Origin of the sequence: Segatella oris (assembly GCF_900637655.1) — a bacterium.
Taxonomy (GTDB): Bacteria; Bacteroidota; Bacteroidia; order Bacteroidales; family Bacteroidaceae; genus Prevotella; species Prevotella oris.
Genome location: NZ_LR134384.1, coordinates 2,394,241 through 2,419,203, shown reverse-complemented (window position 1 = coordinate 2,419,203; position 24,963 = coordinate 2,394,241). Strand labels below are relative to the sequence as shown.

Here is a 24,963-nt window from a genome sequence, read left to right as displayed (position 1 = left end):
TAATGAAAGAGGCTTAGGGTGATAATTTTAGCTTATGGAAGCAGTACAAGACATATCGGATAAATATCTGCTGCTGGAATCTTATCTACAAGGCGGCAATGAACTTTACAATAGAGAGATATCGCTTGCCGTAACTTCTTGCAATGGGGAAAACCAATATGCGCAAGATAACATTGATACAACTTCAAGAAATCATCTATATCGTATAGAAATAGAAGACGTCATACTTGATGGACAGGTTCCTTTATGTGAAGACCTCGCACATAGGTTGGCTTTCAGATATGACTGGATTGAGATTATTTACTCGCAAGACAAGCAGGATGTATCTATCCTCAACAAAGATGAGCTTAGAAAACAAATGGAAGGAATGAACCATATTATCAGAGGGGACTATCCACAAGAGATCAATCACAGTGTATGGGATTATACTGACGACCATTCTCCAGATAGCCCCATAATGCAATATCGTTATTTTGCACTGCTTTTCCCAGAGCCAACACTTTTGAAAGGTGAAAAGGAAAGACTTATAAAGCTTTCAGAAGATGCGCCTTACATATTTAAAGAAAGGCTTCTTCTTCAAAAACAAGACCCTCAAAGTGGGAACATCATATACCAATTGGAGGGTACAATCATAGACAATGAAAATACAAGTCTGCAGGAATTCCAGACACAGTTCTGTTTAGATGCTGTCACCAGTAAAGTAAACAATGCCACAGCAAGGATTATTCTTATCAACAATGAGAGTATTCAGGAAAAGTGGAATTTCAACTTAAGATCTGTCAAATAAAATTTATTATGAGTAAAGACTATACGCTCAAGGAAGCTCTGAGCAAATCCAGCAAGGATTTATATAAGGCAATGGATGAAGCAAGAAATGCTGCATCGACCCCTATAGAAGTGGCCGCTGCCGATAACGCTTGTTGGGATACGCAACAGCTCATTGAAAGTAATAAAGAAAAGAAACAGACAAGGGAGCATAGCCTCGCGCAGAGAAAAAGTATGAAACGACAGCGCGTATGGCATGATGCAAATGAGAAAGTCAAGTTTGTATGTGACGGTGCAAAGGTAACTTGTCCTTTCAATTCTGCACTTGTTGGCACACTTAAGGCTACATCAACATCCATTAAGTTGCAGGATAAACCATGGGCTACCGTCGGAGACAAAAATAATGCTAAGAATCTTCAGTTCAAAGGCGTCTGTAATCACCCACGTTGGGGAAGTCACAAACCTCCTTGTAATAGTGTTATAAATCTTACAAAATGGGAGAATGCCTCACAAACCGTTATCGGAGTGAGAGATGCCTTATTAGTAAAATCTACTATCCCATGCACAGTAAGTAATCATAAAATCAAAATCGTACATAGCGGACAGACCGCTACGGTTGCATCTAATATAACTCCCGAAATTGTAGACTACTGGTGGTCATACTCTCCAAAAATCAATGGCAAACGCATAACAACAGCCTGGTTGGAAGAAACTGTATACTTTCATATCAAGACAAAGGGAGTCAGCAATAAACTTCTGGCTCTACAGTTATGGGATAAAGACCTTTTCTTTGATGATGAGATGGATTATCCTAAAATGAAGAAAACTGACTCTGGAAAAGGAAAAATCAGAATAATAGATAACCACGGCGTAACCAAACTGCCTCTCCCCATAGAATGGACACAAAGTATTTTAGACGATAATCCTTGTCATTATCGCTCCTTGTATATCCAGATTGTTACAGAGTTAGGATGCGATATGCTGTTCTGTGACAGAAAGTTGAAAGACCGGCTTCTCAAAATATTTGTTTCCAAACGAGATTTATATGTTGAACCTTCCCTGAGAAGTAAATGGAGTGGCATAAGAGCCCAACTCCCTGAAATGTATGATACTGAAGGCAATAATATTTCTGTTATTCCCGTTTATGGCTATGATGAAGACAAGGCAGTTAGCCTGTTTAAAGGAGAGATTAAAGGAGATATAAAAGAAACAATCAAGGGTGTGATTACAAATTACAGCGAGAATAAAGTTCGTGCTTACGCACTGACAAAACTAAAAGAAGGCTATTTAAGAGGTAATAATGGAAAACTCTATACGCCCATCACGACAAGAGGTACGAAAAGGAAAGTATATCGTCATATCATATATACAAATAGTGGAGAAGCCGTTGAGGTGACTTCCGGAAGAACTTTGTCTGTAACAAAAGGAATAGACCAGATTAAAGGAGTTGAGCGAATTGGTGTAGAAGGAAAAGTGTTGGGTGTGTTGAAGAATGTCTGTAAGATATGGAACTTATATGGTCAATTCTCAGACTTTGTTGATTTATTTACGTGGGCAGCAGCCAACGATCATTCAAAACCGATTCCCATTCCGATGATTGGAGGTATAGTAGAGTTGATGATGCAAGATGTCGATAGATTGCAGGCAGAAGTAGATCAAGCCATATATCGCAACATCCAAAGGCAGTTAAACGAAGCAAAAAAGAAAGGATTGACAGCAGTTAGAGGCTTAGTGGCATTGAAATCATTTATAGATTACGCAAATAGTATAGGGCTTTCTTACCAAGTATACCCAATATCACTTAATCAACTTTCAGATATTACTACAGGACATATCATATACCATAGAAATCTTCAGTATAAAATGGATGCAGAATGCTCTTTGTTATTAAGATTGCAAAGTGATTCTAAACGAGATAATATGAATATATATATAATAGAAACTATTTTCTTTAATAAAAAATAAAATCTTTATGAAACAGTTGCTTTTCATTTGTTTGTTAGTTCTCTTATCATGTACAAGTGGAAATAATTACGTTTCTATCCAACAGATAGATTCAAAGTATCCGATTACTATTGGTATAACACACGACACAATTTCGTACGTTGATTTTCCAATAAGTTTTTTGATGAATAGAGAAACTAATAATCCAGTGACTTTATTGGGGCATACCTATAAGTCTGGAAGCAGTTACACACTGGGGGATAAAGAATGGTATCTCAATGGAATAATCCTATATAACGTAAATGGGAAAGTCGGATATTCTCCAGAAGGAGAAGATTGGAGAAAACTTAGTTGTAAACAGCGCGAATATATAGTATTTATCCGATACCAGCAATTAACTCAAGAAGCAAAAACACTTTTGAAAACACAAATAAAATCTTTTCCAGATAGCGGTGAAGTAAAAATTGGTAATATTCAACAACTACGGAAAAAAAACAAACAAATAGTTTTTGGTTTTCTCAAGAAAGACAGCATTTCTTTTACATTCAGTCATATAAATTTCATGAAAAAATATATAGTAAACACTATATATATGCCTGTAGAGGTAAGGTAGCTATGAAAAATCTTTTTATTCTTTTAGTTTTAAGTTTCTTTTTATCTTGTGATGATAAAATCGACAATGTTATTTCCATTGAACAGGCAGACTCTCATTTCCCTGTTTTAATGAAAGTTGATGATGATACCATTCAGTATATTGATTTTCCGGTTTTTAAAATAAAGAAGACCATAGACAAGGAAATAAAATTGTCTGGCGATGGATATTTCTACAATGCCAAGTATTCAAAGTTACCTAAGGGTTGGTTATTCAACGGGAACATATTTGTTAACGCTAAGGGAAAATTAATTCGTCCTACTTTGAACGATGAATTGAGAAAGCTAAGTAAGGATAAATGCGAGTTTGTTTTTTTATGTACGATATACAAATTTAACCCAAGAGGCTATATCCTATTTTACGAAATTTAAGCAATTAAAGAAGAAGGATGCAGATATCATATAAATGAAAAGTATTCATGATTTGAAAAAAGAAGATATAAACTTTGTCGGCAAATTTCTTCAACATGATAGTATTACTATGTCATTTTGGCATGAAAGTAGTTTTAACAAACCGCGTACTGACCATATAAACTTGCCTATACACGTTCGATAGGTTAGGCAATGTTTCATGCATGACTCTTTTTACAGTGATTAGCTATGCATAGGTAAGTTTCTTTATTGACAAAATCTATTAAAGTATAGTATCTCTTTATGAAACAACTGCTTTTTCTTTGTTTATTAGTTTTCTTCTCCTGTACTAATGGAAATGATTATGTTTCTATCCGACAGATAGATTCACATCATCCCATTACTGTTGGCATAGTACATGATTCTATCACATATATTGATTTTCCATTAGCTTTCCAAATACATCGATTATCCCCTAAAACTGTCACCTTATTAGGTCACGCTTATAAATGCAGTAGTAGCCTTTCTTCAGGAAATAAAGGATGGGATTTCAATGGAATCATATTATTTAATGTAAATGGGAAAGTAGGATATTCTCCAGAGGGTGAAAATTGGTGGCAAATAGATCGCAAGCAGCGTGAATATGTTGTGTTTATCCGATACCAGCAATTATCTAAAGAAGCACAAAAACTTTTGAGAAAACAAATAAGAACCAGTCCTGATAACGGCGAAGTGAAAATTGGTAGTATTCAACAACTACGGAAAAAGGATAAGAAACTCATTTCCTCCTTCCTTCAGAACGACAGTATTTTCTTTACTTTCAGCCATAGGGACTTTAGTAATAACTATATGATAGATGATATATACATGCCTGTAGAGATAAGGTAACTATAAAAATCCTTTTTATTCTTTTAGTTTTAAGTTTCTTTTTATCTTGTGATGATAAAATCGACAACGTTATTTCCATAGAACAGGCAGACTCTCATTTCCCTGTTTTATTGAAAGTCAATAATGAAACCATCCAGTATATTGAATTTCCTTTAGTTTTCCAAATAGAGAAGACTATAGACAAGGTGGTAAAATTATCAGGTGATGGCTATTTTTACAATGCTAAGTATTCAAAGTTACTCAAGGGCTGGTTATTCAACGGGAACATATTTGTTAACGCTAAAGGAAAATTAATTCGCCCTACTTTGAACGATGAATTGAGAAAGCTAAGTAAGGATAAACGCGAGTTTGTTTTTATGTACGCTATACAAATTTAACCCAAGAGGCTTACAAAATTTAAGCAATTAAGGAAGAAGGGTGCAGGTTTCATACAAATGAAGAGTATCCATGATTTGAAAAAAGAAGATATGAACTTTGTCGGCAAATTTCTTCAACATGATAGCATTACTATGTCATTTTGGTATGAAAGTAGTTTTAACAAATATCGTATTGACCACATAAACTTGCCTGTACACGTTCGATAGGTTAGGCAATATATTAAGCTGGGCTCTTTTTGCAGTGGTTAGATATGTATCTCCATAATTTGAGAATGTAATGACTAAGTATACAGGACGCTTTTTATTTCTTGACAAATAAAAATAGCTGGAGTTTCGGTGCTATCAAAGAGCTTATTTAGAAAAGAAGAGACCTTTTGTCACATACACCTATATTTAATAGAGATCGAGATATATAAGAGAACCTCAAAATTAGCTGATTGAACAAAAATACTACAAATAGGGTTTGGGCATGAGTTTCAGAATCAATTTCATAGAGATAACGGTTATATCTTTTTGAGGATATTATATACGTGTCTCCATTTTTTTTTATATCTTTGTAAGCAAAACCCTCATTTATGAGCAAAAGAAGGGTATAAGATTTAATTAGATGTAATATTAAAATATAAGACTATGGCAATTTATGATTATGGAGTTGGAGGCAACGAGGTAAAAGTCGATGCCAATGAGTCGATAGCAGACATCCCTTCCAACCGAACATTATTGGTACAGAAACTTACAGATGATGCTCCTGTCAGTCCAGAAGCAGTTTATGGACTTCAAACGGTAGAAGATGTGTTTGAACACTTTGCGCCGTCGGTCGAGTTGGAAATGCAGAACGAAAGCGGTGAAGATATAACCGAAACGATGACTTTCAAGAACCTTGGTGACTTTGATGCCAAGAGCATGATGGAACACAGCGAGTTTCTCAGTAAACTCAATGTGGAAAAAGAACAGAACACAAAGATTGCCCGCCAGCTCTCCTCCAATAAGGCTTTGCTGAAAGCACTTGAAAATCCCGAAAAGAAACAGGCCATCATCGATTTGTTGGAAGCTTCTCTTGAAGAAATAAAAAGTATGGATGACAAATAACCCCCACAAATAAGAAATAATGGAAAACGAAATAAAAGCAAAGGAACAACAGCAGGCAGTAGTAACAGGAAAGTCTGCTGTAAGAAAAGAAGTGCCATCGGCAACTTCTGCCTTAGACAAATTGAAAGAATATGGTGGTTTTGCATTCCTTGAAAACATCATTGACGGTTTCTCCAATCTGAATCCTACACGCAAGGCACGTCGCAACATCTTCCTAACGGACGAACAATGGGCGGGTGAACGTAAGGTGCTTGCCAATCGTCTCAATGTATGGCTGGAACTACTCAAATCTGGCGAGTCTGCTGAGAAAATGAGAGATAAGGCCAAGTCTAAAGCCCAAAGTGTTGAAGAACTGCTTAACAAGAACCTACATACGGCGCTAAACCGCGTCCACGGTTTGGAAACAGCCTATCGCTCAGTAGCCCTCTTCTATAAGAATACGGAGAGTAGCAAGGTGAAGAATGTAACCATCGTCAATGCGGACATGGCGCAATTGAAGGATTTGGATAATACGCTTTTCATTGATTATATCGGTAACGAACTCAGTCAGAATTTCGATAGGTTGGATTTGCGTAGAAACTACTCAATTCTTATCATACCGGGCTATTTGGGTTCCAACGCCGTGCTTGACAAATGGGCTAAGATGGCACATGATAACAAGGTGATGCTCGTAACGGATTTCCAAGACTTGGAAACACCGGATGATGTCGTCGATATCTTCTTCAATGCTGATCATACGGGCGGAGATGTTTATAAGTCGAATGTCATCATGACCTGCAACTACCTTTTGGGTAGACCAAAGGTTGCAGAAGTCGGCGAAGAAGAAAACCTCTATGTTCCTGGTTCGGGTGCTCTTGCAGGAAAGATTTATAGCACGTTAATGTCTCAGGTGGTTGCCGGCAAGAAGTTCGGTAGTCTCAATGAGGTGGAAAGCGTACGCTTTGATTTGAAGAAAAGTGAGATTTCCGAACTTGAACGTATGGGTTTAGTACCGATGGTAAACGAATACAGCAAGGTAATGGCATTCTCTGCCAAAACCCTTTTCAATGGAGATAACCTCGGTTTGCAAACTTACTCTGTTGTGCGCGTGTTCGACTACATCTCCAAGGTACTGTTCGATTTTCTCAACCGTCGCGCTTTTGAGAATTGGACGACCCGTACAGAAGCCGACTTGCGAAGTCAAATCGTTAAGTTCCTGGACAGTATCAAAGGGCCGTCACGACTGATTGAGAAATTTAAGGTTATCAGAATAGAGCAAGACCCCAACCAAAAGGACAGGGTGTTGCTTGACATTCACCTTACTCCCTACTTCCCTGCAAAGAGCTTTGTCATTCAGTTGGAAGGACGCAAGGGAGAAGAACCTGAAGAAGCCAATTGGGAAAGTCAGTATAACCAAGAGTAGAGATTACATTTCAAAAATAATTGTAAATAGAAATCACTCCGCTCATTCAAGTAAAAATGGCAGGATTTACCTGCCATTTTTGCTTTCTATTAGGCACTGATTATGCTATCTGTTTGTGCCTCTTCAACCTGTAATCTGCGTCAAAATGCGTTGCTGTTTGATGCAGAAGACGAGGTAATCTGACTTATTTCAGCACCTAATATGACGCAAAATACAAGGCTTTTTCCTGTCATTTTCTCTCCTTTTCTCATTACTTTTCTCTATCTCCTTGATTGTCAATACATTAATAAGTGGGCTTAAAACTCGCGTATTTCCAAATTAAAAATCTTTTGTTCTGAATATCTTAAGCATTTGAGAGTAATTGTAAAGTAAAATCAAAGGAATTTATAAACTAATCGCATTTCATGTTTTCTCTCGTTCTTTTTTATTACCTTTGTAACCATTATGCAATTAGATATTATCACAGAACACGAGGTGGAAACCTTGAAAGCCACCATTCGTGATGCCGAAAATATAATCGTTGTGGGGCACAAGAGTCCTGACGGCGATGCCTTGGGAGCTTGTCTTGCATGGACAGAATACCTGAGGCAGTGGGGGAAGTCGGCACAAATCATCGTGCCGGATGCCTTTCCCGATTTCCTGAAATGGCTTCCGGGGAGTGAACAAGTGATGCGTTATGACAAGCATCCCGAGGAAGTGAAGGCTCTTTGTCAACAGGCAGATTTGCTGTTTTGCTTAGACTTCAACGAGATGACTCGCCTTGAAGAGCTGCAGGAAATCGTTGAAGCTTCACCGGCGAAACGCGTGTTGATAGATCATCACCTTAATCCCGCTATTGAGGGGGTAGTAACTGTTTCGCATCCGGAGGCAAGCAGTACGTGTGAGTTGGTGTTCCGTGTGATTTGTCAGTTGGGTGATTTTGATCACCTCAATCAGAAGATAGCGGCTCCGATTTATTGCGGTATGATGACCGACACCGGTGGCTTTACGTATAATTCCACACGGTCGGAGATTTACACTATCATTGGAATGCTGCTCACAACCGGTATCGACAAGGATAAGATTTATCGCAATGTGTTCAACAACTACAGCCAATGGGCCATTCGGTTTCGTGGCTATCTGATGAGTGAATGCCTCACGGTGTCCGATGAATACCATGCAGCCTATTTCACGGTGAGCCGTCATGACATGAAAAGGTTTCATTTTGTGAAAGGCGATTTGGAGGGATTGGTCAACGAACCTCTGCGTATCAAGGGATTGAAATTCTCGGTTTCATTGCGTGAAGACGACCGACATGACAACTTAGTGCTCGTCAGCCTGCGCTCTGTTGATGATTTCCCATGCAATGAAGTGGCTGCCGAATTTTTCAATGGTGGCGGACATCTGAATGCCAGTGGCGGCAAATTGCATTGCAGTCTGAAGGAAGCCGAAGCGGTGACACAGCGTGCTATCTTGAAATTCAGCAATCGTTTGAAAGCTTAAAAATTGGGAAATATAGATAAAAACTATAACGAAAGTCCGGCTTTATGTAAGGAATTTCGTATCTTTGTGCCACTATCATTGTGAAAAATAAACATTGAGAATGAAGAAGATTACATATTTGTTACTTATCCTTGTTGGGCTTGTTGCTTTTGCTTCATGTAGGGATTCTGAGACTTACGCCGACAAGAAGAAGCGGGAGCGTGCGGCAATCAATCGGTATCTTATTGACAAAAAGGTGAATGTTATCAGCGAAGAGAAGTTTCTTTCGCAAGACACGACGACAGACTTGGCAAAGAATCAGTTTGTGCTTTTCAGCAGTTCCGGTGTCTATATGCAGATTGTTCGTCGTGGCACAGGTAAGGTGTTGGGGCGTAACGAGGCGGCCACGGTGTTGTTGAAATACACAGAAACCAATCTGATCACAGACTCCATTATCTCTTCAAACAACGTTATGGCCTATTCTTCTATTCCTGATGTGATGAACGTCAGGATGATTTCAGGTTCACCGTATGCGCAGTTTGAATCGGGAATTCTCAAGACTGTGTATAAAACAGCAAAGGTTCCAGCCGGTCTGTTGGCGCCACTTTCTTATATCAAGTTAGGCAAATTGAGCAAAGAAGGTGTAGCCAAGGTGCGGCTGATTGTGCCTTCAGCCCAGGGAACAGCAATTGCTTCAGGTGCTGTTTATCCTTGTCTTTATGAACTAACTTACCAAAGAGGAAGATAATATAGATATTTATGACTTTGATTAAATCTATTTCCGGCATCCGTGGAACCATTGGCGGACAGGCCGGAGACACATTGAACCCGCTTGACATTGTGAAGTTTACAGCAGCTTATGCGACTTTTATCCGTCATAGTAAGCAGTCTGAAAGCAATACAATTGTAGTGGGACGTGATGCCCGTATCTCGGGCGAAATGGTGAAGAACATTGTTTGTGGAACATTGATGGGCATGGGCTATGACGTGCTTAACATCGGACTTGCCACGACACCTACTACCGAATTGGCTGTGCGTATGAGTAAGGCAGCAGGTGGTATCATCATTACGGCCAGCCACAATCCACGTCATTGGAATGCGCTGAAACTGTTGAACCAGGAAGGAGAATTCCTCACAAAAGACAATGGGAACGAGGTGCTTGAGATAGCTGAAAAGGAGAATTTCGAATTTGCGGATGTTGACCATTTAGGCAAATACACGGAGGACAGCACCTTCAATCAACGTCATATTGAGAGTGTTCTTGCATTGAAATTGGTTGACAGAGAAGCCATACGGAATGCGCATTTCAAAGTAGCTGTAGACGCAATCAACTCTGTAGGTGGTATCATCCTTCCCGAATTGCTGAAAGCTTTGGGCGTGGAATATACGATGATCAACGGTGAGGCCAATGGCGATTTCGCACATAATCCCGAACCGTTAGCGCAGAACCTTGGTGGTATCATGAGCGAAATAGGTAAGGGGGGCTATGATTTAGGCATTGTTGTTGACCCGGATGTGGATCGCTTGGCATTTATTTGTGAAGACGGAAAGATGTTCGGCGAGGAATATACACTCGTTTCGGTGGCCGACTATGTGTTGAGTCATACGCCGGGAAATACGGTTTCCAACCTCAGTTCTACACGTGCACTGCGTGATGTAACCGAGAAACATGGCGGTGTCTATACGGCTTCTGCTGTAGGCGAAGTGAATGTAACAACGAAGATGAAAGAGGTGAATGCTGTTATTGGTGGCGAAGGAAACGGTGGTGTTATCTATCCCGAAAGCCACTATGGACGTGATGCCTTGGTCGGTATTGCCCTCTTCTTGTCGAGTCTTGCGCAGAAAGGTTGCAAGGTAAGTGAACTTCGTGCTACCTTCCCTGAATACTTTATAGCCAAGAACCGTATTGATCTGACAGCTTCGACAGATGTCGATGCTATCTTGGAAAAGGTGAAAGAGCAATATGGCAAGCAGGCAGACGTGAAGGTTACTGACATCGATGGCGTGAAACTTGACTTCCCTGACAAGTGGGTTCACCTGCGTAAGAGCAACACAGAGCCTATTATTCGTGTCTATAGTGAGGCTTCAACGATGGAAGAAGCTGATGCCTTGGGCAAGAAACTTATGCAGGTAGTCTATGATATGCAGTAAGAATTAATCATGTAGGCATTCTTCTTTCTTCTTTTATAGAAAAGAAGAATGTTTTTGAATAAATAAAACAGACCTTGTAAGTATGTGTAATGTATTTGCAAGGTCTGTTTATTTATGCCGCCTTTTGTCAGTGGATCTGTATTGTTTCCTGTTGTCTTGAGTTTTGATTTCTTTGATATGCTTTGATGAATTCTCCTCCCATTCTTAGTATCTTGATCCAGAGCTTCGTATAGCGTCTCTCAAACGAGATGATATCAATAGCGTTCCCATATTCATCGTAGCATTGACTTTTAGGCATCCCTCGGCCATTTAGTGTCATGACTATTGCATGCTTACCTTTTGAATGATAGAATGTAAGCGATTTCATGATGCCTTTTTCTGTGACAATACAACCTGTAGTGTTATCTGATGTCCATATCTCTCCGGTAAAAGGTTGCCCTTCATAATAGACCGTATCATTGTGGAAACCAATATCTTCTGCATGTATTTTCTTTGTGCATGCCGTTGCTATGAGGCATAAAAAAACTATAATGGCAATGTTCTTCATGTTGTCTTTTGTTTTATGTGAACAGGTGTGAGCCTATTTCCTTTACGATGTAAGTCAACAGCCAGATGACAATGCAGATACAGAAAATCAGAAAAATGAAAACGACTGCTGCCTGAATAGCCTTTTGGTTGACTCGCCGGATGATTTCTTTGTCGTCGTTCACAAAACCATCTATCAGTGCCATGTTCTTTTTGTTGGCTTTATGCAGGAAATCGATGACGTCTCCTACATAGAAAGGAAGCAGTCCTAAGAGGATATCGCACAGCATGTTGTTGAGTAAAGCCAAGGTCAATGGGATTGAACGCAACTTTATCAACCCGAAATAAACATGCATCAAGGAAAACAGTCCACCGATAATATCACCGATACCACCAGGGATTAAGCCGATGACAGCATCGAGATAATAGTCATCGGCGAACTTCGTTACACGGTGCATGCGGCGGTAAAGGTCGCTGCTGCGTAGCATTTCTTTTCTAATTTGATTGCTCATCACCTGCTATAATTCCGTCTTCTTTGACCAACTCCTTATAGGTTTCGTCTAACGAATTGAAGAGAACGTTGAGGTTTTCTTCGTTTCCACATGCTTCTTTGAATAAAGCCATGAGGTCTTCTTCTTCAGATTTGAACGAACTGTCATTCATCAAGAGCTGTGTGTTCAGAAGCAGCATGCGATAGATGCTGACTTGATTGAACGAGCGTTTTGCTGTTTTTGATGCTTTGATACCGGCTGCATAGGCCTTCAAAAGCACGCGCACCAAGATGACAATTGCCATCTGCTCATCTACTACTGACAGCTGTAAACCACGTGGATAGACTTCAATATGTTCTTCGATAGAGGTAAACTGACCTTGCAGAAGCCTGTTGAAATTGCGCTTGTATTCATTCACCATAGCCTCATAAAGCTTATCGGTTTTGCAGGCAAAACGCAGATATTGAGCCATATCTGCTTGCTTGTCAGTAAACTCTTTCTTCAGTTTCTCCTGCATTTTCTTTTCATCAGGATAGTTGAGTCGCGCCAGAGCAGGAAACATGATGTCGAGGAAATGCGCACTGATTTCCTCATAATGTTCGAGCATTGCCTGCTTGATATTTTGTGGATTATGCTTCTTCTTAAAGTCATTTCCTATGATCTGGCAGTCTATGATGCCATTGGCAAAAGCCTCGAAAAAGCCTCTCGTAAGAACAGACATGGCCTTGTAACTATTTATTTTCTTGCTCATAATCTTTAGATTTGTTTGATAAAGGTAATTGTTTTTCGCGAGAAAAGCAAGCCGCCGCTTCAATATTTCTCATCAATCCCTTATATTTCGCCCTTTTTACAGCGCTCCCTTTGAAGAGTTTTCTATATTCTTCTTCACTGAGATATTCCCATTGTTGGCGTGTCATCTGCAGAAGTTCAGCTTTCGGTTGCAGCTCAGGCGTATCATTGGGAGTTGCAAATCTGTTCCACGGGCAGGCTTTCAGACAGGCATCGCAGCCATAGATGGTGTTGCCGATTCTGGCAGTTGCTTCGCTCGAAAGCTCGCTTCTATTCTCTATAGTCTGGTAGGACAGACATTTCTCAGCATCTATTTCGCAGTTCTCAATGATAGCTTTTGTTGGGCAAGCTTCAATACATTTACGGCAGTTTCCGCATCGATTTTTAACCGGTTGATCGTAGATCAATTCTTCATCAACAAGGATTTCACCCAAGAAAAACATACTCCCGGCATGTGGAATAATGAGTTGATGGTTCTTTCCTGTCCAGCCCAACCCTGCCTTTTCAGCCCAATAGCGTTCGAGTATAGGGCCAGTATCAACAAAAATGCGGCATTTATGTGCCTCTGGATTTTGGCTTATCAAAGCATCTTCATAGCCAAATTTTGCTGCCAACCGGCGCAGTTTGGCTTTCATGATATCATGATAATCTTGTCCGAGAGCATATGCTGCAAGTTGATATTCGCTGTCAGAACAGTAGTTATGAGGGGCATAATTCAAGGCAACACAGATGATACTGCGGGCACCTTCCATTAATAATCGCGGGTCAAGTCGCTTTTCCATATAGTTGGCCATATAGTCCATGTTAGCTTGCTTTCCTTCTTTTAACCAACGTTTCACATGGTCTGCTGTCGCTTTCTCTACGCTGTCAGCCTTTGCTATGCCACAAGTAAAAAAGCCGAGGCGCAGTGCTTCGGCTTTTATTTCATTCGTAAGGTCTTGTTTATTCAAAGGTCTTGAATTCATATCCTTGCGCTTTTAACCATTCAATTGACTCTGGAAGGGCTGTTTTTAGCTTGTCAATGCTCTTCAGTGAGTCGTGAAAAGTGATGATAGAGCCATTTCTTGCATAGCGTTTTACATTTCGAACCACGTCTTTAGCAGTCAACCATTTGGAGTAATCGCGTGTAACAAGATCCCACATGATAATGCGATACTTCTTCTTCATCCACCAATAAACCGACATTCTCATCCACCCGTGAGGCGGTCGGAATAGATTTGAGTGTATCAGTTCATCGGCTTTGTGCGTATTGATAGCATAAGTGATGGTCCAATGTTTGAAAGATCCGATGTGATTGAATGTGTGGTTACCTACCCGATGACCTTCTTCGAGGATCTGATTATACAAATCATGATACCTCAGCACATTCTCTCCAACCATGAAGAATGTTGCCTTGACGTTGTATTTTCGTAGAGTTTCAAGAATAAACGGTGTCGACTCGGGGATTGGACCATCATCGAACGTCAGATAGACTGAATGTTCGTTCTTGTCCATTCTCCAAGTCGCACCGGGATAAATCCAGCGCAACCATTTTGCGGGTTGCTCTATAATCATCGCTTGTTTATTCCTCTATGCTTCAGTTGTTGTGGCTTGGAAGTATGCCTCCCTTGCCACGATACATGTTAAACAGGCTCTGGAACTGTTGTCCCGTGCGCTGTGCAAGCTTCGCATCAATGAGGACTGCCACTTTATTACACTTCTGCATAATCGACATTTCGCGTAGACAGTCGCTCATGGATTGGGCAAAATTGTTACCGTCAAGACTCAGATACCAGTTCATATATTGTGTGGAGTTCTTCCATACATCATTGAACAACTCTTTAGCTTTAGCTTTCTGGCCCAGAATAGCATAGCATTCTGCAAGGTCAAGACTGCCACTTACGTAGTTGTTGGGCACGTTGTAAGAAGGTATCTCTGCCACGCATTTGTTCAAAACTGCCAATGCCTGCTTGTCTTTATGCTCCATGATGAGCTGTTTAGCCAGCTGAGCGAAGATACGGCGGTGGGTATAACACATATGCATTACGGTTTCATCAATATAGAGCCCCTTAGTCTTCAGACCGCCAAACTTATACCGAGTCATCAGATTTCGATAGGTTTTAGCCGTATCAAAGTTGGTCATTCCCTTGACAACCTTGCCATCAACGTTGGTCGTGAACGGCGTAATGCGGTTTGCCAAACCTTCCTGAATGAAGTTGTTACCTAAGTTCATGTAGTTTTCTTCACCCACAGTGAGGGCCACATAGATAGGACGTGTCCAATTACATTGGGCAATCATCTCGAGCATCATCAAGTCGTTCTTGTATAATGCGTTCTTACCTGCAAGCGAAATCACCATCTTTTCAGGGATAGAATCAGACGGCATGAGCATTCCACTGCGCCTTACGGCTTTTTTATCTATTGTTACATACACGGTATCTGTAGGGATAAAGTGCATATCGGCATCCTTGGAACGCACCCAATATTTCATGATATTCTTCAGTTCGAACGGTTCATCACCAAACTGCGCCTTAGCTTGTGCGGGGTTTTCCTTGTAGAACTGGAGTATCTGTTTCTTAGCGTCCGGCTGCACAGTGATATAGTCATTCGTACCCGAACAGAAGTCTATGCGTGGCCAACTGATAGGAACAGCCGGCGAATTATAGGCAGGTCGCTTCATTTGGTCAATGTACCAATCGGTAGCTAAATAGCTCAGGTTGCACACCCGGGCATCGGTTCTGACACCTTCTACTTCTTGATTGTACCAAAGTGGGAACGTATCGTTGTCGCCATTGGTGAAGATAATGGGATTACCCTTATCCTGCAAGGTCATCAGATAGTTCTGCCCAAAGTCTCGGCAGGTATATCTGCCACTGCGATCGTGGTCATCCCATGTCTGGCTCACCATTTGGATAGGAACCAACAACGCTAAGATTGAAACGGCAGTAGCCAGCACTTTCTCGTTGATATGTGTGTACTTCTTGAGCAAATCATAGATTGCAGCCACACCAATACCACACCAGATGGCAAACGCATAGAATGAACCTGCGTAGGCATAATCACGCTCACGTGGCTGCATTGGAGTCTGGTTGAGATAGATAACAATAGCCAAACCCGTCATAAAGAATAGGAAGAACACTACCCAGAACTGTCGGATGCCACGCTTTCCACGCCATGCTTGCCAGAAAAGTCCTATGATTCCCAGAAGAAGTGGAAGACAATAGAACACGTTATGCCCTTTGTTGTTTTGCAGATCGGCTGGAAGTTTGCTTTGATCGCCTAACCGAGCATTGTCAATAAACGGAATACCGGTAATCCAGTTGCCGTGTTCAAGTTCACCATTACCTTGTATGTCATTCTGACGTCCGGCGAAGTTCCACATGAAGTAGCGCCAATACATGAAGTTACACTGGTAAGAAAGGAAGAAACGGATATTCTCAACTTGAGTCGGTATCTTTACAGTTATAGGCTCTCCACAGCGGTCATAAGCGACATCATAGCCATCAACACCGCCCATCCATTGCTCATAAGCCTGTGCATGTGCCTGATCATACATGCGTGGGAAGAGCATGTTCTGCGCATATTGGTATTTATTCTTGTGACTTACAACGAAGTATGAGTCTTTCTCATCAGCGTTGGCTTTCTCTTTGCGGGCATAGATGGGGGCACCTTCTGTCATCTTTGGCTTGCACATATTGCCGTCTACTTGCAGTGCCACCTGTGAAGTGTAAGCCTGACCATAGACTAATGGACGGTCACCATACTGGTCGCGACTCAGATAACTACCCAAGGTGAAGATGTCTTCCGGTGAGTTCTGGTCCATCGGAGGATTGGCCGTAGAGCGGATAACGATGAGTGCATAGCTTGAATAACCAATCATCAGCATCAGCATGCAGAGCAGGGTTGTGTTCTTGATGCGTGCAGTTACATAGCTCACTTTCTTCTTGTCAACAGTGTGTTTGTAGTTCAGTGCAAACCAAATGAGCGCCAGAATAACGACACCAATGACCACAGCCGACCAACCGAAACCATAGAATGGAATGCCCAGCATGGCCACAGAAGCAACAAACGAGATGTTGGTTCGCTTCTCACTCTTGTCGGTATAGCTTTCATAAATGGCCCAAAGCACAGTTGCAACAAGCAGAAGAATGTAGATAATCTCACCTGTATTGAACGGACATCCAAGCACATTGACAAACAACAACTCAAACCAACCGCCCACGGTGATAATACCTGGCACTACGCCATAGAGCACTGCAGCCACAAGAACGAATGAAATGAAGAGTGCAATGAGCGAGCCTTTCAGTTCGATGTTCGGGAATTTGCGATAGCAGAACACGAGAACGATAGCCGGGATACACAGCAGGTTGAGCAAATGCACACCGATGCTGAGGCCTGTCATATAGGTGATGAGCACGAGCCAGCGGTCACTGTGAGGTTCGTCGGCATGGTCTTCCCATTTCAGAATGAGCCAGAACACGATTGCAGTGAAGGCAGATGAATAGGCATAAACTTCGCCTTCAACGGCTGAAAACCAGAAGGTATCGCTGAAAGCATAGATGAGTGCGCCCACAAGACCGGCTCCTTCGATGATAATCATCTTTGCTGTAGTGAGTTCACTCCAGTCTTTCAGTATCAGTTTCCGTGTCAGATGGGTCACCGTCCAAAAGAGGAACAGAATGGTTGTCGCACTCAATAGCGCACTCATCGTGTTGACCATGCGTGCAACATCAGACGGATTGCTGACAAACTGCGAAAAGAGATTGGCCGTTAACATGAAGAACGGTGCCCCGGGTGGGTGTCCGATTTCAAGTTTGTAACCTGTAGTGATAAACTCTGGGCAGTCCCAAAAGCTGGCTGTCGGTTCGATTGTAGAGCAATAGACAAAGGCGGCAATCAGAAAAGCAAGCCACCCCAGCACATTGTCTACTAACTTGTACTGTTTCATTTATTAAAATAATGTATTATTTCGAAATAGTGATGCAAAGATAATACATTTCATGAAAACTCGCTTGTCTTGTTGAACATAAACTGCTTATATTTCACTTTTTTAAGTGGTTTGTCAGTGAAATGTCAGATGGGTGAACCCATATGCGGCGTTGTTTATGTGTGTTTCTGTCGCCGTACGAGCCATTTTGTCTTTGATTTAGAATTGCTTAAGAGGACGCCTGAATGCAATAAGTTGGGACTTTGAACTTGTAACTTGCGGTAACAGGAATTTTCTGTGAAGCCAACTCCATGTTCATGATTTTATTTTACAAAAGGTCTCAAATGCTTACGATATTCAGAACAGGAACTTTTTCGTTTGAAAATACGCGAGTTTTAAGCCCACTTATTAATGTGTTGGCAATCAGAAAGATAGAAAAAATCAAGGAGAAAAGGAGAAAAAATAACGGCAAAAAGTCTTGTGTTTTGCGTCATGTTGGGTGCTGAAATGCGTCAGATGATCTCGTCTTTTGCATCAAACAGCAGCGTGTTTTGATGCAGATTGCAAGTTGAAATGACACAAAAGGCGTGGTATGTCGCTGTTTTTGAGAAGATAAGTGCTTTTTTCTTGCCTTCTATTCTCTAAATCACGGAATTTAAAAGGGTGTTTTTTTGACTAATAATCTTTACAAATATGAGGATGAAGTACTAATCTCTTCTTTATTCTTTCGGGTTGATATAGCACATGGTTTCATAAAAAGCAGCGCATGGTTTCACCCATAAAAGGGAAGATAGTAACGCATGGAGAGTTATAAAAAGCTTCTTTTAAGCTTGCGAAGTGATAGAGAATGAAATATAAATAAGGTAATTCGACGTTATATTTTAAGGAAATGCTCCTCTAACTTCTCCTGTGGGAGGTCGGTTGTTTCATGATAATGCAGACTCTCATTGACGCAGGCAATGTGTTTGACATTGTGTAGTATCTCCGCAATATCGTGGCTCACCATGACAATGGCACATTGCTGATTGAGATCATTCAGCATTTCATACATCTGTTCTTGAAAGCGTTTGTCGATATAGGTGTTAGGTTCGTCGAGGATAAGCACATCGGGTTGTTGTACGATGGCACGCGCCAGAAGCACGCGTTGCAGCTGTCCGCCGCTCAATGTCCCTATAGGTTGCCGTTGTAGATCATCGAGTTCCATGCGGTTGATGGTTTCCTTGGCTTGTTCACGTTGGGCATCTGTATAGCCATGGAAAAGCCTTTTCTTCAATCCCGAGAGCACAACGTCTTCAACGCTGATAGGAAATCGGCGGTCAATGTCTGTGTATTGTGGCAGATAACCCATGCGGATATGGTCAGCTTCCTGGCCGTTCTTGAAAAATTTAATCGTGCCTTCCTTGGGCTTCAGCAGGCCGAGGATAATCTTGATGAGGGTGGTTTTGCCACCTCCGTTAGGGCCGATGATGCCGAGATAATCGTCATCGTAGACCGTCAGATTGACATTCTTGAGCGCTGTTTTCTCTGGGTATGCAGCAGTGATGTCATGGAGTTGTATAATGGGTTGACTCATTTTATGGTTCGTGCGATGTTTATCATTTGCAGATTCCAATGATAATCGAGCGGATTAATCTCGGTAGATGGAATCCCCGTATCTTGTGAAACGATAGTTGTATTGCGGTTGGCGAACTGTTTTTGAATAAAGAGTGTCTTCACTTTCTGCTGGCGCGACAAGCGGATGATGGCCTGTAATTGGTTGGCACTTGGCTCGCGTCCTTCCTCTTCGATAGGGATTTGAGTGAGTTGATAGTCGCGTGCAAAATACGTAAGTATGGGGTGATAGATGAGGAAAGCCTTTGATTTTCCGGCCAATGCAGACTTTACTTCTCTGTCGGTCTGCTCAATGACGGTAAGCAGTTTCTGTAGATTTTTCTTGTAATATGCACTGTCTTTGGCATCCGTCTGTTTCAAGGCAAGGTATATGTTGCGGGCAATCACTCTGGCATTTCGGCAACTCATCCAGGTGTGGGGGTCTGTAATGCCATTGATAGTCTGTGCAGGAGTGATGCCTTCTGAAGTGTCTATAAATCGTGTATGAGGTGCATTCGATTTGAGTTTTGCCATCCATGTGCGTTCAAAACCTATCTGTCCGACTTTCATGTAGAGTGCACTTTCGTTGAGATTGGCCATTTGTCGGGCTGTGGGCTCATAGGTCTCAGGACTCATTCCGCCTGGAACCATCGTTACAACCGTAAAGCGATTGCCGGCAATCTGTTGGGTGAAATAGCGCAACGGCTCTATGCTTACGGTAATTTCCCGGCTGACTTTGGGTGATGAAAAACTGCAAGCGGTCAGGGTTGCTGCCGAGAAAGCAAGGACAAGATAGCGTGCGAATTTTCCTGCTGTGATGCTGATCGTCGAGATAAACAGGTTGGAACGCATCAGTCCTAATACGATTGTAATGGCACTCCCAATGATAGGCAGGAAAGCAAAGAAGCCCATCCATGCGCCGTGGCCGGCCATGAAGCGCTGTGCTTTGTTGAGACTTTCGGGCTTTACATGCAGATATTTCTCAATCCAGTCCATGCGTCCCATGTGTCCGATGCCATAGTTGAATAGCCCACCCATTACATTTCCTACGGTCGCATAAAGGATGAGAGGCCATGGTTTCAGTCCTGCTGCGAGCAAACCCAACATGACAGCCTCGCTGCTGAAAGGGAAGAAACTGCCGGCAAGAAAGGCAGAAAGGAGCATGCCCCAATAGCCCCAGTCTATTAAAAAAGCAATGATGGCATCCATAAATTATAAGCTGTGAGCAGCAATATGAGCACGATGACCAGATGAAAAGCTATGTTTGTGAGCCATGTTCGGGTCAAAGCAAGGAAGTGTCCAAATAATACTGCAGTGGTAATGATCATGATGTGAATGAGAAAATCATAGTGCTGAGGCTGCAAGATGATGAAAAGCATCGTGGCAACATGCAGGGTAATGAACGTCTCATAGAACATACGGACTTTTATTTTGTCCTTATAGCTGTTGCGTAGGAAATGAATAATCCCTGTCAGTCCAAGGAAAGCAACGAAGAAAAAGGTAACGGCTTGATGCTCGGTGACATGCTGGTAGTTGCTGATGTCACCGAAGACTGCAAGTTCTGTGAAGTGGGAAAGCAGGCTTGGAAGATTGTGGGTGTAGACATAGTAGCCTGCCACGAACCAGTAGGGGAACAGCAATCCGAGAATGGATGCTGTGAAGGTGCGGAGACTGAAAGCCAAAATGTAGGCAGCAAGAGCAATCCAAAGGAAAGGAACAAAATAGAGAATTTTGACGAAGAAGATGCTGGCAATACCAATCATAGCAAAGGCATAGAACACAGGGCCTGCTCCCCTGCGGTTTTGATAGGCTTGGAAAATGATGAAATAGAAAGCAATGAAGCATAGGGTTACAATGCTTTCGTTCGTATTTGTGCCACGGAAACAAACCGCAGATGACAGCATCAAGTAGGTACATGACAGCATCCGACTATACACTCTGGTAAGCGAATAGTGGTTGTTGAGCATGGCTATCGTTTCTGTGGCAATGAAAAGACAGGCCGCCTGCACCCATAATCCTTGCTGAACGGCGCCTGCAAGCAATGCAACAACAGCGCCATAAAGGGCTGTCAAAGGCAGTGTCAGCCTGCTTGTTGCTATTCTTTCCTGTCTTCTTTTCCTTGTCATTTAGAGGTCTTTGCCTATATCTTTTCTGAAATATTTATCAGTAAACTGAATTTTCTGTGCTTCCTTGAAACTCTTTTGCAGGGCTTCTTCCTTGTCTTTTCCATAGGATGAAACGGCAATAACGCGTCCGCCGTTGGTCACGATGCGGCCATCTTTGCAGGCTGTTCCACTGTGGAAGACGATACTTCCGTCCACCTTGTCAAGCCCAGTGATAGGATAGCCTTTCTTGTATGCCTCGGGATAGCCACCACTGACAAGCATCACACAGACTGCTGCACGTTCATCGAACTCTATTTCCCGCTTGTCAAGATCGCCATGAGCAATGCCTTCAAACAGGTCTACGATATCACTCTTCAAGCGAAGCATTACGCTTTCTGTCTCTGGATCACCCATACGGCAGTTGTATTCGATAACCATGGGTTCGCCGGCAACGTTGATAAGCCCGAAGAAGATGAAGCCTTTATAATCTATTCCCTCGTCAGCAAGACCTTCAACAGTTGGGCGAATGATGCGGTCTTCCACTTTCTTCATCCACTCTTTTGTGGCAAATGGAACGGGTGAAACGCTGCCCATACCGCCCGTATTGAGGCCCGTGTCGTGCTCTCCAATGCGTTTGTAATCCTTAGCTTCAGGCAAAATCTTATAGTTTTTACCGTCGGTAAGCACGAAAACACTGCATTCAATACCGCTCAAGAACTCTTCAATGACCACCTGTGCACTGGCATTCCCAAACATGCCTGCAAGCATTTCACGTAGCTCTTTCTTTGCTTCTTCGAGTGTTGGAAGTATCAATACGCCCTTTCCTGCACAGAGCCCATCAGCTTTCAACACGTAAGGGGGCTGTAAGGTCTCAAGGAATTGAAGCCCTTCTGCAAGCGTTGTACCATCAAAAGTCTGATACTTTGCAGTTGGAATATGGTGGCGTTGCATGAAACCTTTAGCGAAGTCTTTGCTTCCTTCAAGTATGGCGCCGGCCTTGGATGGGCCAATCACGGGGATGTGTTGAGTCCGTTTATCATGTTTAAAGCTGTCGTAGATTCCTTTTACCAATGGATCTTCGGGACCGACAACCACCATGTCGATAGCTTTCTCTACAGCAAATTCTTTTAATTTTTCAAAGTCATCAGCCTTGATATTGACGTTTTCACCGCAGTCAGTTGTGCCGGCATTGCCTGGCGCAATAAACAACTTGTCACACTTTTTGCTCTGTGCAATCTTCCATGCCAAGGCGTGTTCGCGGCCGCCTCCACCTAACAACAACAGTTTCATGATAGGAATTTATTTTAAATAATCAAAGAAATACTGACTGATACGTTCGTGCAGATGCACGCTCTGATGTCCTCTCATGTTGTGAGGCTCACCGGGATAGACGAAGAAATCAGGCTGGGTACCGGCTGCAATGCAGGCTTTCAAGAAAGAGAATGCATGCTGTGGAACAACAACAGGGTCGTTGAGACCGATGATAATCTCTAATTTCCCTTTCAAGTTCTTGGCTTTTGGCAGCAGACTACAAGCCGCATAACCCTCCGGATTGGCTTGCGGTGTGTCCATATAGCGCTCTCCATACATCACTTCATACCATTTCCAATCGATTACCGGGCCACCCGCTACACCCACTTTGAATACATCCGGGTAGGTAGTCATTAGGTTAATGGTCATGAAACCGCCGAAACTCCAACCGTGTATTCCTAAGCGTTGTGCATCCACATAAGGCAAAGTCTTGAGAAATTTAACGCCTTCCATCTGGTCTTTCATTTCCTCTTCGCCCAAATGTCGATAGGTTGCTTGTTCAAATTCCTTGCCTCTGTTCTCGCTTCCACGGTTGTCAAGAATGAAAAGCAGATAGCCTTTCTCGGCCATGTAGGTTTCCCAACCGCGACTGCAATAATGCCAACGTGCATCAACATTATGGGCATGAGGGCCTCCATAGACATAAACAATGGTGGGATATTTCTTATTTGGATTGAAATTTACAGGCTTAACCATTCGGTAGTAAAGGTTAGTTGTGCCGTCAGCTGCCTTAATTGAGCCACATTCATAGGTAGGAACCGTGTATCCTTGCCATGGATTGGCCGCTTTGAAATAGCTTGTTGACTTTCCATTTGTGGTATTCACGATAGTAATGTCGCGGGGAATATCGGGCGTCTGATAGTTATCAACGATGTATTTACCACTTACACTCAAGCTTCCTGAATGCCAACCTTTACCATTTATATCAATTAAAGCCTGCTTACCCGTTGCTAAATCAATTGCAAATATATTCTTCTGAATGGGACTGCACGCATTTCCTTCAATGAAAATCCGTTTGTTTTTAGTGTCAAAACCTAAGAGTTCCATCACAACCCACTTTCCTTTTGTGAGCTGAGAAACCTCTTTTCCCTCCTTATTATATAAGTAGAGATGCATGTACCCGTCCTTTTGACTCCAGAGAATAAACTTGTTGTTGTCCCATGGAAGGAATGTAATAGGATGTTGAGGTTCTACATATTTTGCGTCAGTTTCATGATAAATCTCTGCAATCGGATTGCCGGTTGTGGTGTCATAGCTCATCAATCGGCAGTCATTCTGGTCGCGGTTGAGTTCAAACATGTAAAGCGTTTTGTTGTCAGGTGCCCAGCTGATATTCGTAAAATAACGGTCGGTAGGGTCTCCTACAGCAAGATAAGTAACCTTTTCTGTGGCAAGATTGTAGATGCCGACGGTCACTTTATGGCTCTTTTCGCCTGCCATGGGATATTTATCTGGCTCAAGTGTCGCGATACGGCTTTGGCCTTCGGCCGGTTTCCAATCGAGTTCGGGAATGTTAACCTGCGGATAATCACTCACCATACTTTGGTCCATGCGATAGAATGCCAGCTGAGTTCCGTCGTTGTTCCAGAAGAGTCCGCCCGTAATTCCAAACTCGTTGCGATGCACACTCTGTCCATAAACGATTTCACGGCTACCGTCCGTGGTCAGCTGATGGTCGTTTCCATGCGCATCGACCACGTGAAGTTGATTGTCTTTCACATAAGCCAAAGCCTTGGAAACACTGTTGAAATCTTGTGCCTGCGCACCTTTTGCCATACTGATATTACCTTTCCACAGTGCTTTCCTGCTCTTCCAATCGAACAATATGCGCTGTTTGCCGTCATTGAGCCAAACAAGTGATTTCCTTGTTTCAGGGAATTTGATGTTGTAGAGATGACGAAGCATCATGCCACTCCACTTGTTAAGTTCTGCAAGCGAAAACAGTTTGCTTTCTTTTCCCGTTGCCTTGTTGACAAGATAGCACGCTTCTACGTCAAGATGCACAAGCTCATCGCCCCACCAAGTGGTGTAACGTGACTTGGGTATCATGTTGTGATAGTTCGTGCCTCCAAAGTTCAAATCCTCTAAAGTCAAAGGCTTTAACCCCTGTGCATGAACTGTTAATGCCGCAACCATCGTCAATATCAGTATGAAAAACTTTCTCATT

At 42.3% G+C, this 24,963-nt stretch carries 21 protein-coding genes; 10 read left to right on the top strand and 11 right to left on the bottom strand.

The window, feature by feature from the left end; genetic code table 11:
* Positions 1–34: 34 nt before the first annotated feature.
* The 10 genes from EL210_RS10060 to glmM all read left to right on the top strand — a co-directional run bounded on the left by EL210_RS10060 (position 35) and on the right by glmM (position 11,079).
* Entirely contained in the window at positions 35–787 is a 753-nt protein-coding gene (locus EL210_RS10060; RefSeq protein ID WP_018920869.1) for a hypothetical protein, read from the top strand.
* Between the two features lie 8 nt (positions 788–795).
* Positions 796–2,730, top strand: coding sequence for a DUF4280 domain-containing protein (locus tag EL210_RS10055; protein ID WP_018920870.1), 1,935 nt, complete (start codon positions 796–798; stop codon positions 2,728–2,730).
* Between the two features lie 163 nt (positions 2,731–2,893).
* Positions 2,894–3,322 (top strand): O-glcnacase NagJ, encoded by a 429-nt coding sequence (locus EL210_RS10050; RefSeq protein ID WP_232000331.1) that lies wholly within the window; start codon positions 2,894–2,896, stop codon positions 3,320–3,322.
* A 2-nt stretch (positions 3,323–3,324) separates the two neighbouring features.
* Entirely contained in the window at positions 3,325–3,732 is a 408-nt protein-coding gene (locus EL210_RS10045) for a hypothetical protein (protein ID WP_232000329.1), read from the top strand.
* A gap of 282 nt (positions 3,733–4,014) precedes the next feature.
* Positions 4,015–4,599: a hypothetical protein gene (locus EL210_RS10040; RefSeq protein WP_018920872.1), complete on the top strand. Its 585-nt coding sequence runs from the start codon at positions 4,015–4,017 to the stop codon at positions 4,597–4,599.
* 1,007 nt (positions 4,600–5,606) lie between these two features.
* Positions 5,607–6,065 (top strand): type VI secretion system contractile sheath small subunit, encoded by a 459-nt coding sequence (locus tag EL210_RS10030; protein WP_018920874.1) that lies wholly within the window; start codon positions 5,607–5,609, stop codon positions 6,063–6,065.
* Between the two features lie 19 nt (positions 6,066–6,084).
* Positions 6,085–7,467: a DUF5458 family protein gene (locus tag EL210_RS10025; protein WP_018920875.1), complete on the top strand. Its 1,383-nt coding sequence runs from the start codon at positions 6,085–6,087 to the stop codon at positions 7,465–7,467.
* Positions 7,468–7,911: 444 nt separating this feature from the next.
* Positions 7,912–8,949 (top strand): DHH family phosphoesterase, encoded by a 1,038-nt coding sequence (locus EL210_RS10020; RefSeq protein ID WP_018920876.1) that lies wholly within the window; start codon positions 7,912–7,914, stop codon positions 8,947–8,949.
* A gap of 100 nt (positions 8,950–9,049) precedes the next feature.
* Positions 9,050–9,676 carry a DUF4827 domain-containing protein gene (locus EL210_RS10015; protein ID WP_004372206.1) on the top strand — a complete coding sequence of 209 codons (627 nt, stop codon included), beginning with the start codon at positions 9,050–9,052 and terminating at the stop codon, positions 9,674–9,676.
* Between the two features lie 11 nt (positions 9,677–9,687).
* A complete protein-coding gene (gene glmM, locus EL210_RS10010; RefSeq protein WP_018920877.1) occupies positions 9,688–11,079 on the top strand; it encodes a phosphoglucosamine mutase in 1,392 nt (463 codons plus the stop codon).
* Between the two features lie 127 nt (positions 11,080–11,206).
* On the opposite strand, the gene EL210_RS10005 is transcribed toward glmM, so the two are convergent.
* From EL210_RS10005 to EL210_RS09955, 11 genes are all read right to left on the bottom strand, one after another.
* The gene (locus EL210_RS10005; RefSeq protein WP_018920878.1) at positions 11,207–11,626 is read right to left on the bottom strand and encodes a hypothetical protein; all 420 of its coding nucleotides are present in this window, start codon (positions 11,624–11,626) and stop codon (positions 11,207–11,209) included.
* 13 nt (positions 11,627–11,639) lie between these two features.
* Positions 11,640–12,116: a DUF4112 domain-containing protein gene (locus EL210_RS10000; RefSeq protein ID WP_018920879.1), complete on the bottom strand. Its 477-nt coding sequence runs from the start codon at positions 12,114–12,116 to the stop codon at positions 11,640–11,642.
* On the bottom strand, positions 12,100–12,846 hold the full coding sequence (locus EL210_RS09995) for a hypothetical protein (protein WP_018920880.1): 747 nt from the start codon (positions 12,844–12,846) through the stop codon (positions 12,100–12,102). The genes EL210_RS10000 and EL210_RS09995 overlap by 17 nt, the downstream gene beginning before the upstream one ends.
* On the bottom strand, positions 12,827–13,849 hold the full coding sequence (gene queG / locus EL210_RS09990) for a tRNA epoxyqueuosine(34) reductase QueG (RefSeq protein WP_018920881.1): 1,023 nt from the start codon (positions 13,847–13,849) through the stop codon (positions 12,827–12,829). The genes EL210_RS09995 and queG overlap by 20 nt, the downstream gene beginning before the upstream one ends.
* On the bottom strand, positions 13,827–14,438 hold the full coding sequence (locus EL210_RS09985; protein WP_025879679.1) for a polysaccharide deacetylase family protein: 612 nt from the start codon (positions 14,436–14,438) through the stop codon (positions 13,827–13,829). The genes queG and EL210_RS09985 overlap by 23 nt, the downstream gene beginning before the upstream one ends.
* Before the next feature lie 22 nt (positions 14,439–14,460).
* Entirely contained in the window at positions 14,461–17,811 is a 3,351-nt protein-coding gene (locus EL210_RS09980; protein ID WP_018920883.1) for a protein O-mannosyl-transferase family, read from the bottom strand.
* Between the two features lie 853 nt (positions 17,812–18,664).
* Complete coding sequence (locus EL210_RS09975) at positions 18,665–19,363, bottom strand: metal ABC transporter ATP-binding protein (RefSeq protein ID WP_018920884.1); 699 nt, start codon at positions 19,361–19,363, stop codon at positions 18,665–18,667.
* A complete protein-coding gene (locus EL210_RS09970; RefSeq protein WP_018920885.1) occupies positions 19,360–20,589 on the bottom strand; it encodes a metal ABC transporter solute-binding protein, Zn/Mn family in 1,230 nt (409 codons plus the stop codon). Before EL210_RS09970 ends, EL210_RS09975 begins: the two co-directional genes overlap by 4 nt.
* Positions 20,565–21,506, bottom strand: a complete 942-nt coding sequence (locus EL210_RS09965; RefSeq protein ID WP_004376868.1) for a hypothetical protein — start codon at positions 21,504–21,506, stop codon at positions 20,565–20,567. The genes EL210_RS09970 and EL210_RS09965 overlap by 25 nt, the downstream gene beginning before the upstream one ends.
* Positions 21,507–22,775, bottom strand: a complete 1,269-nt coding sequence (gene purD / locus EL210_RS09960) for a phosphoribosylamine--glycine ligase (RefSeq protein ID WP_018920886.1) — start codon at positions 22,773–22,775, stop codon at positions 21,507–21,509. It abuts the gene before it with no gap.
* A 9-nt stretch (positions 22,776–22,784) separates the two neighbouring features.
* A complete protein-coding gene (locus tag EL210_RS09955; protein WP_025879680.1) occupies positions 22,785–24,962 on the bottom strand; it encodes a S9 family peptidase in 2,178 nt (725 codons plus the stop codon).
* Between the last annotated feature and the right edge of the window lies 1 nt (position 24,963).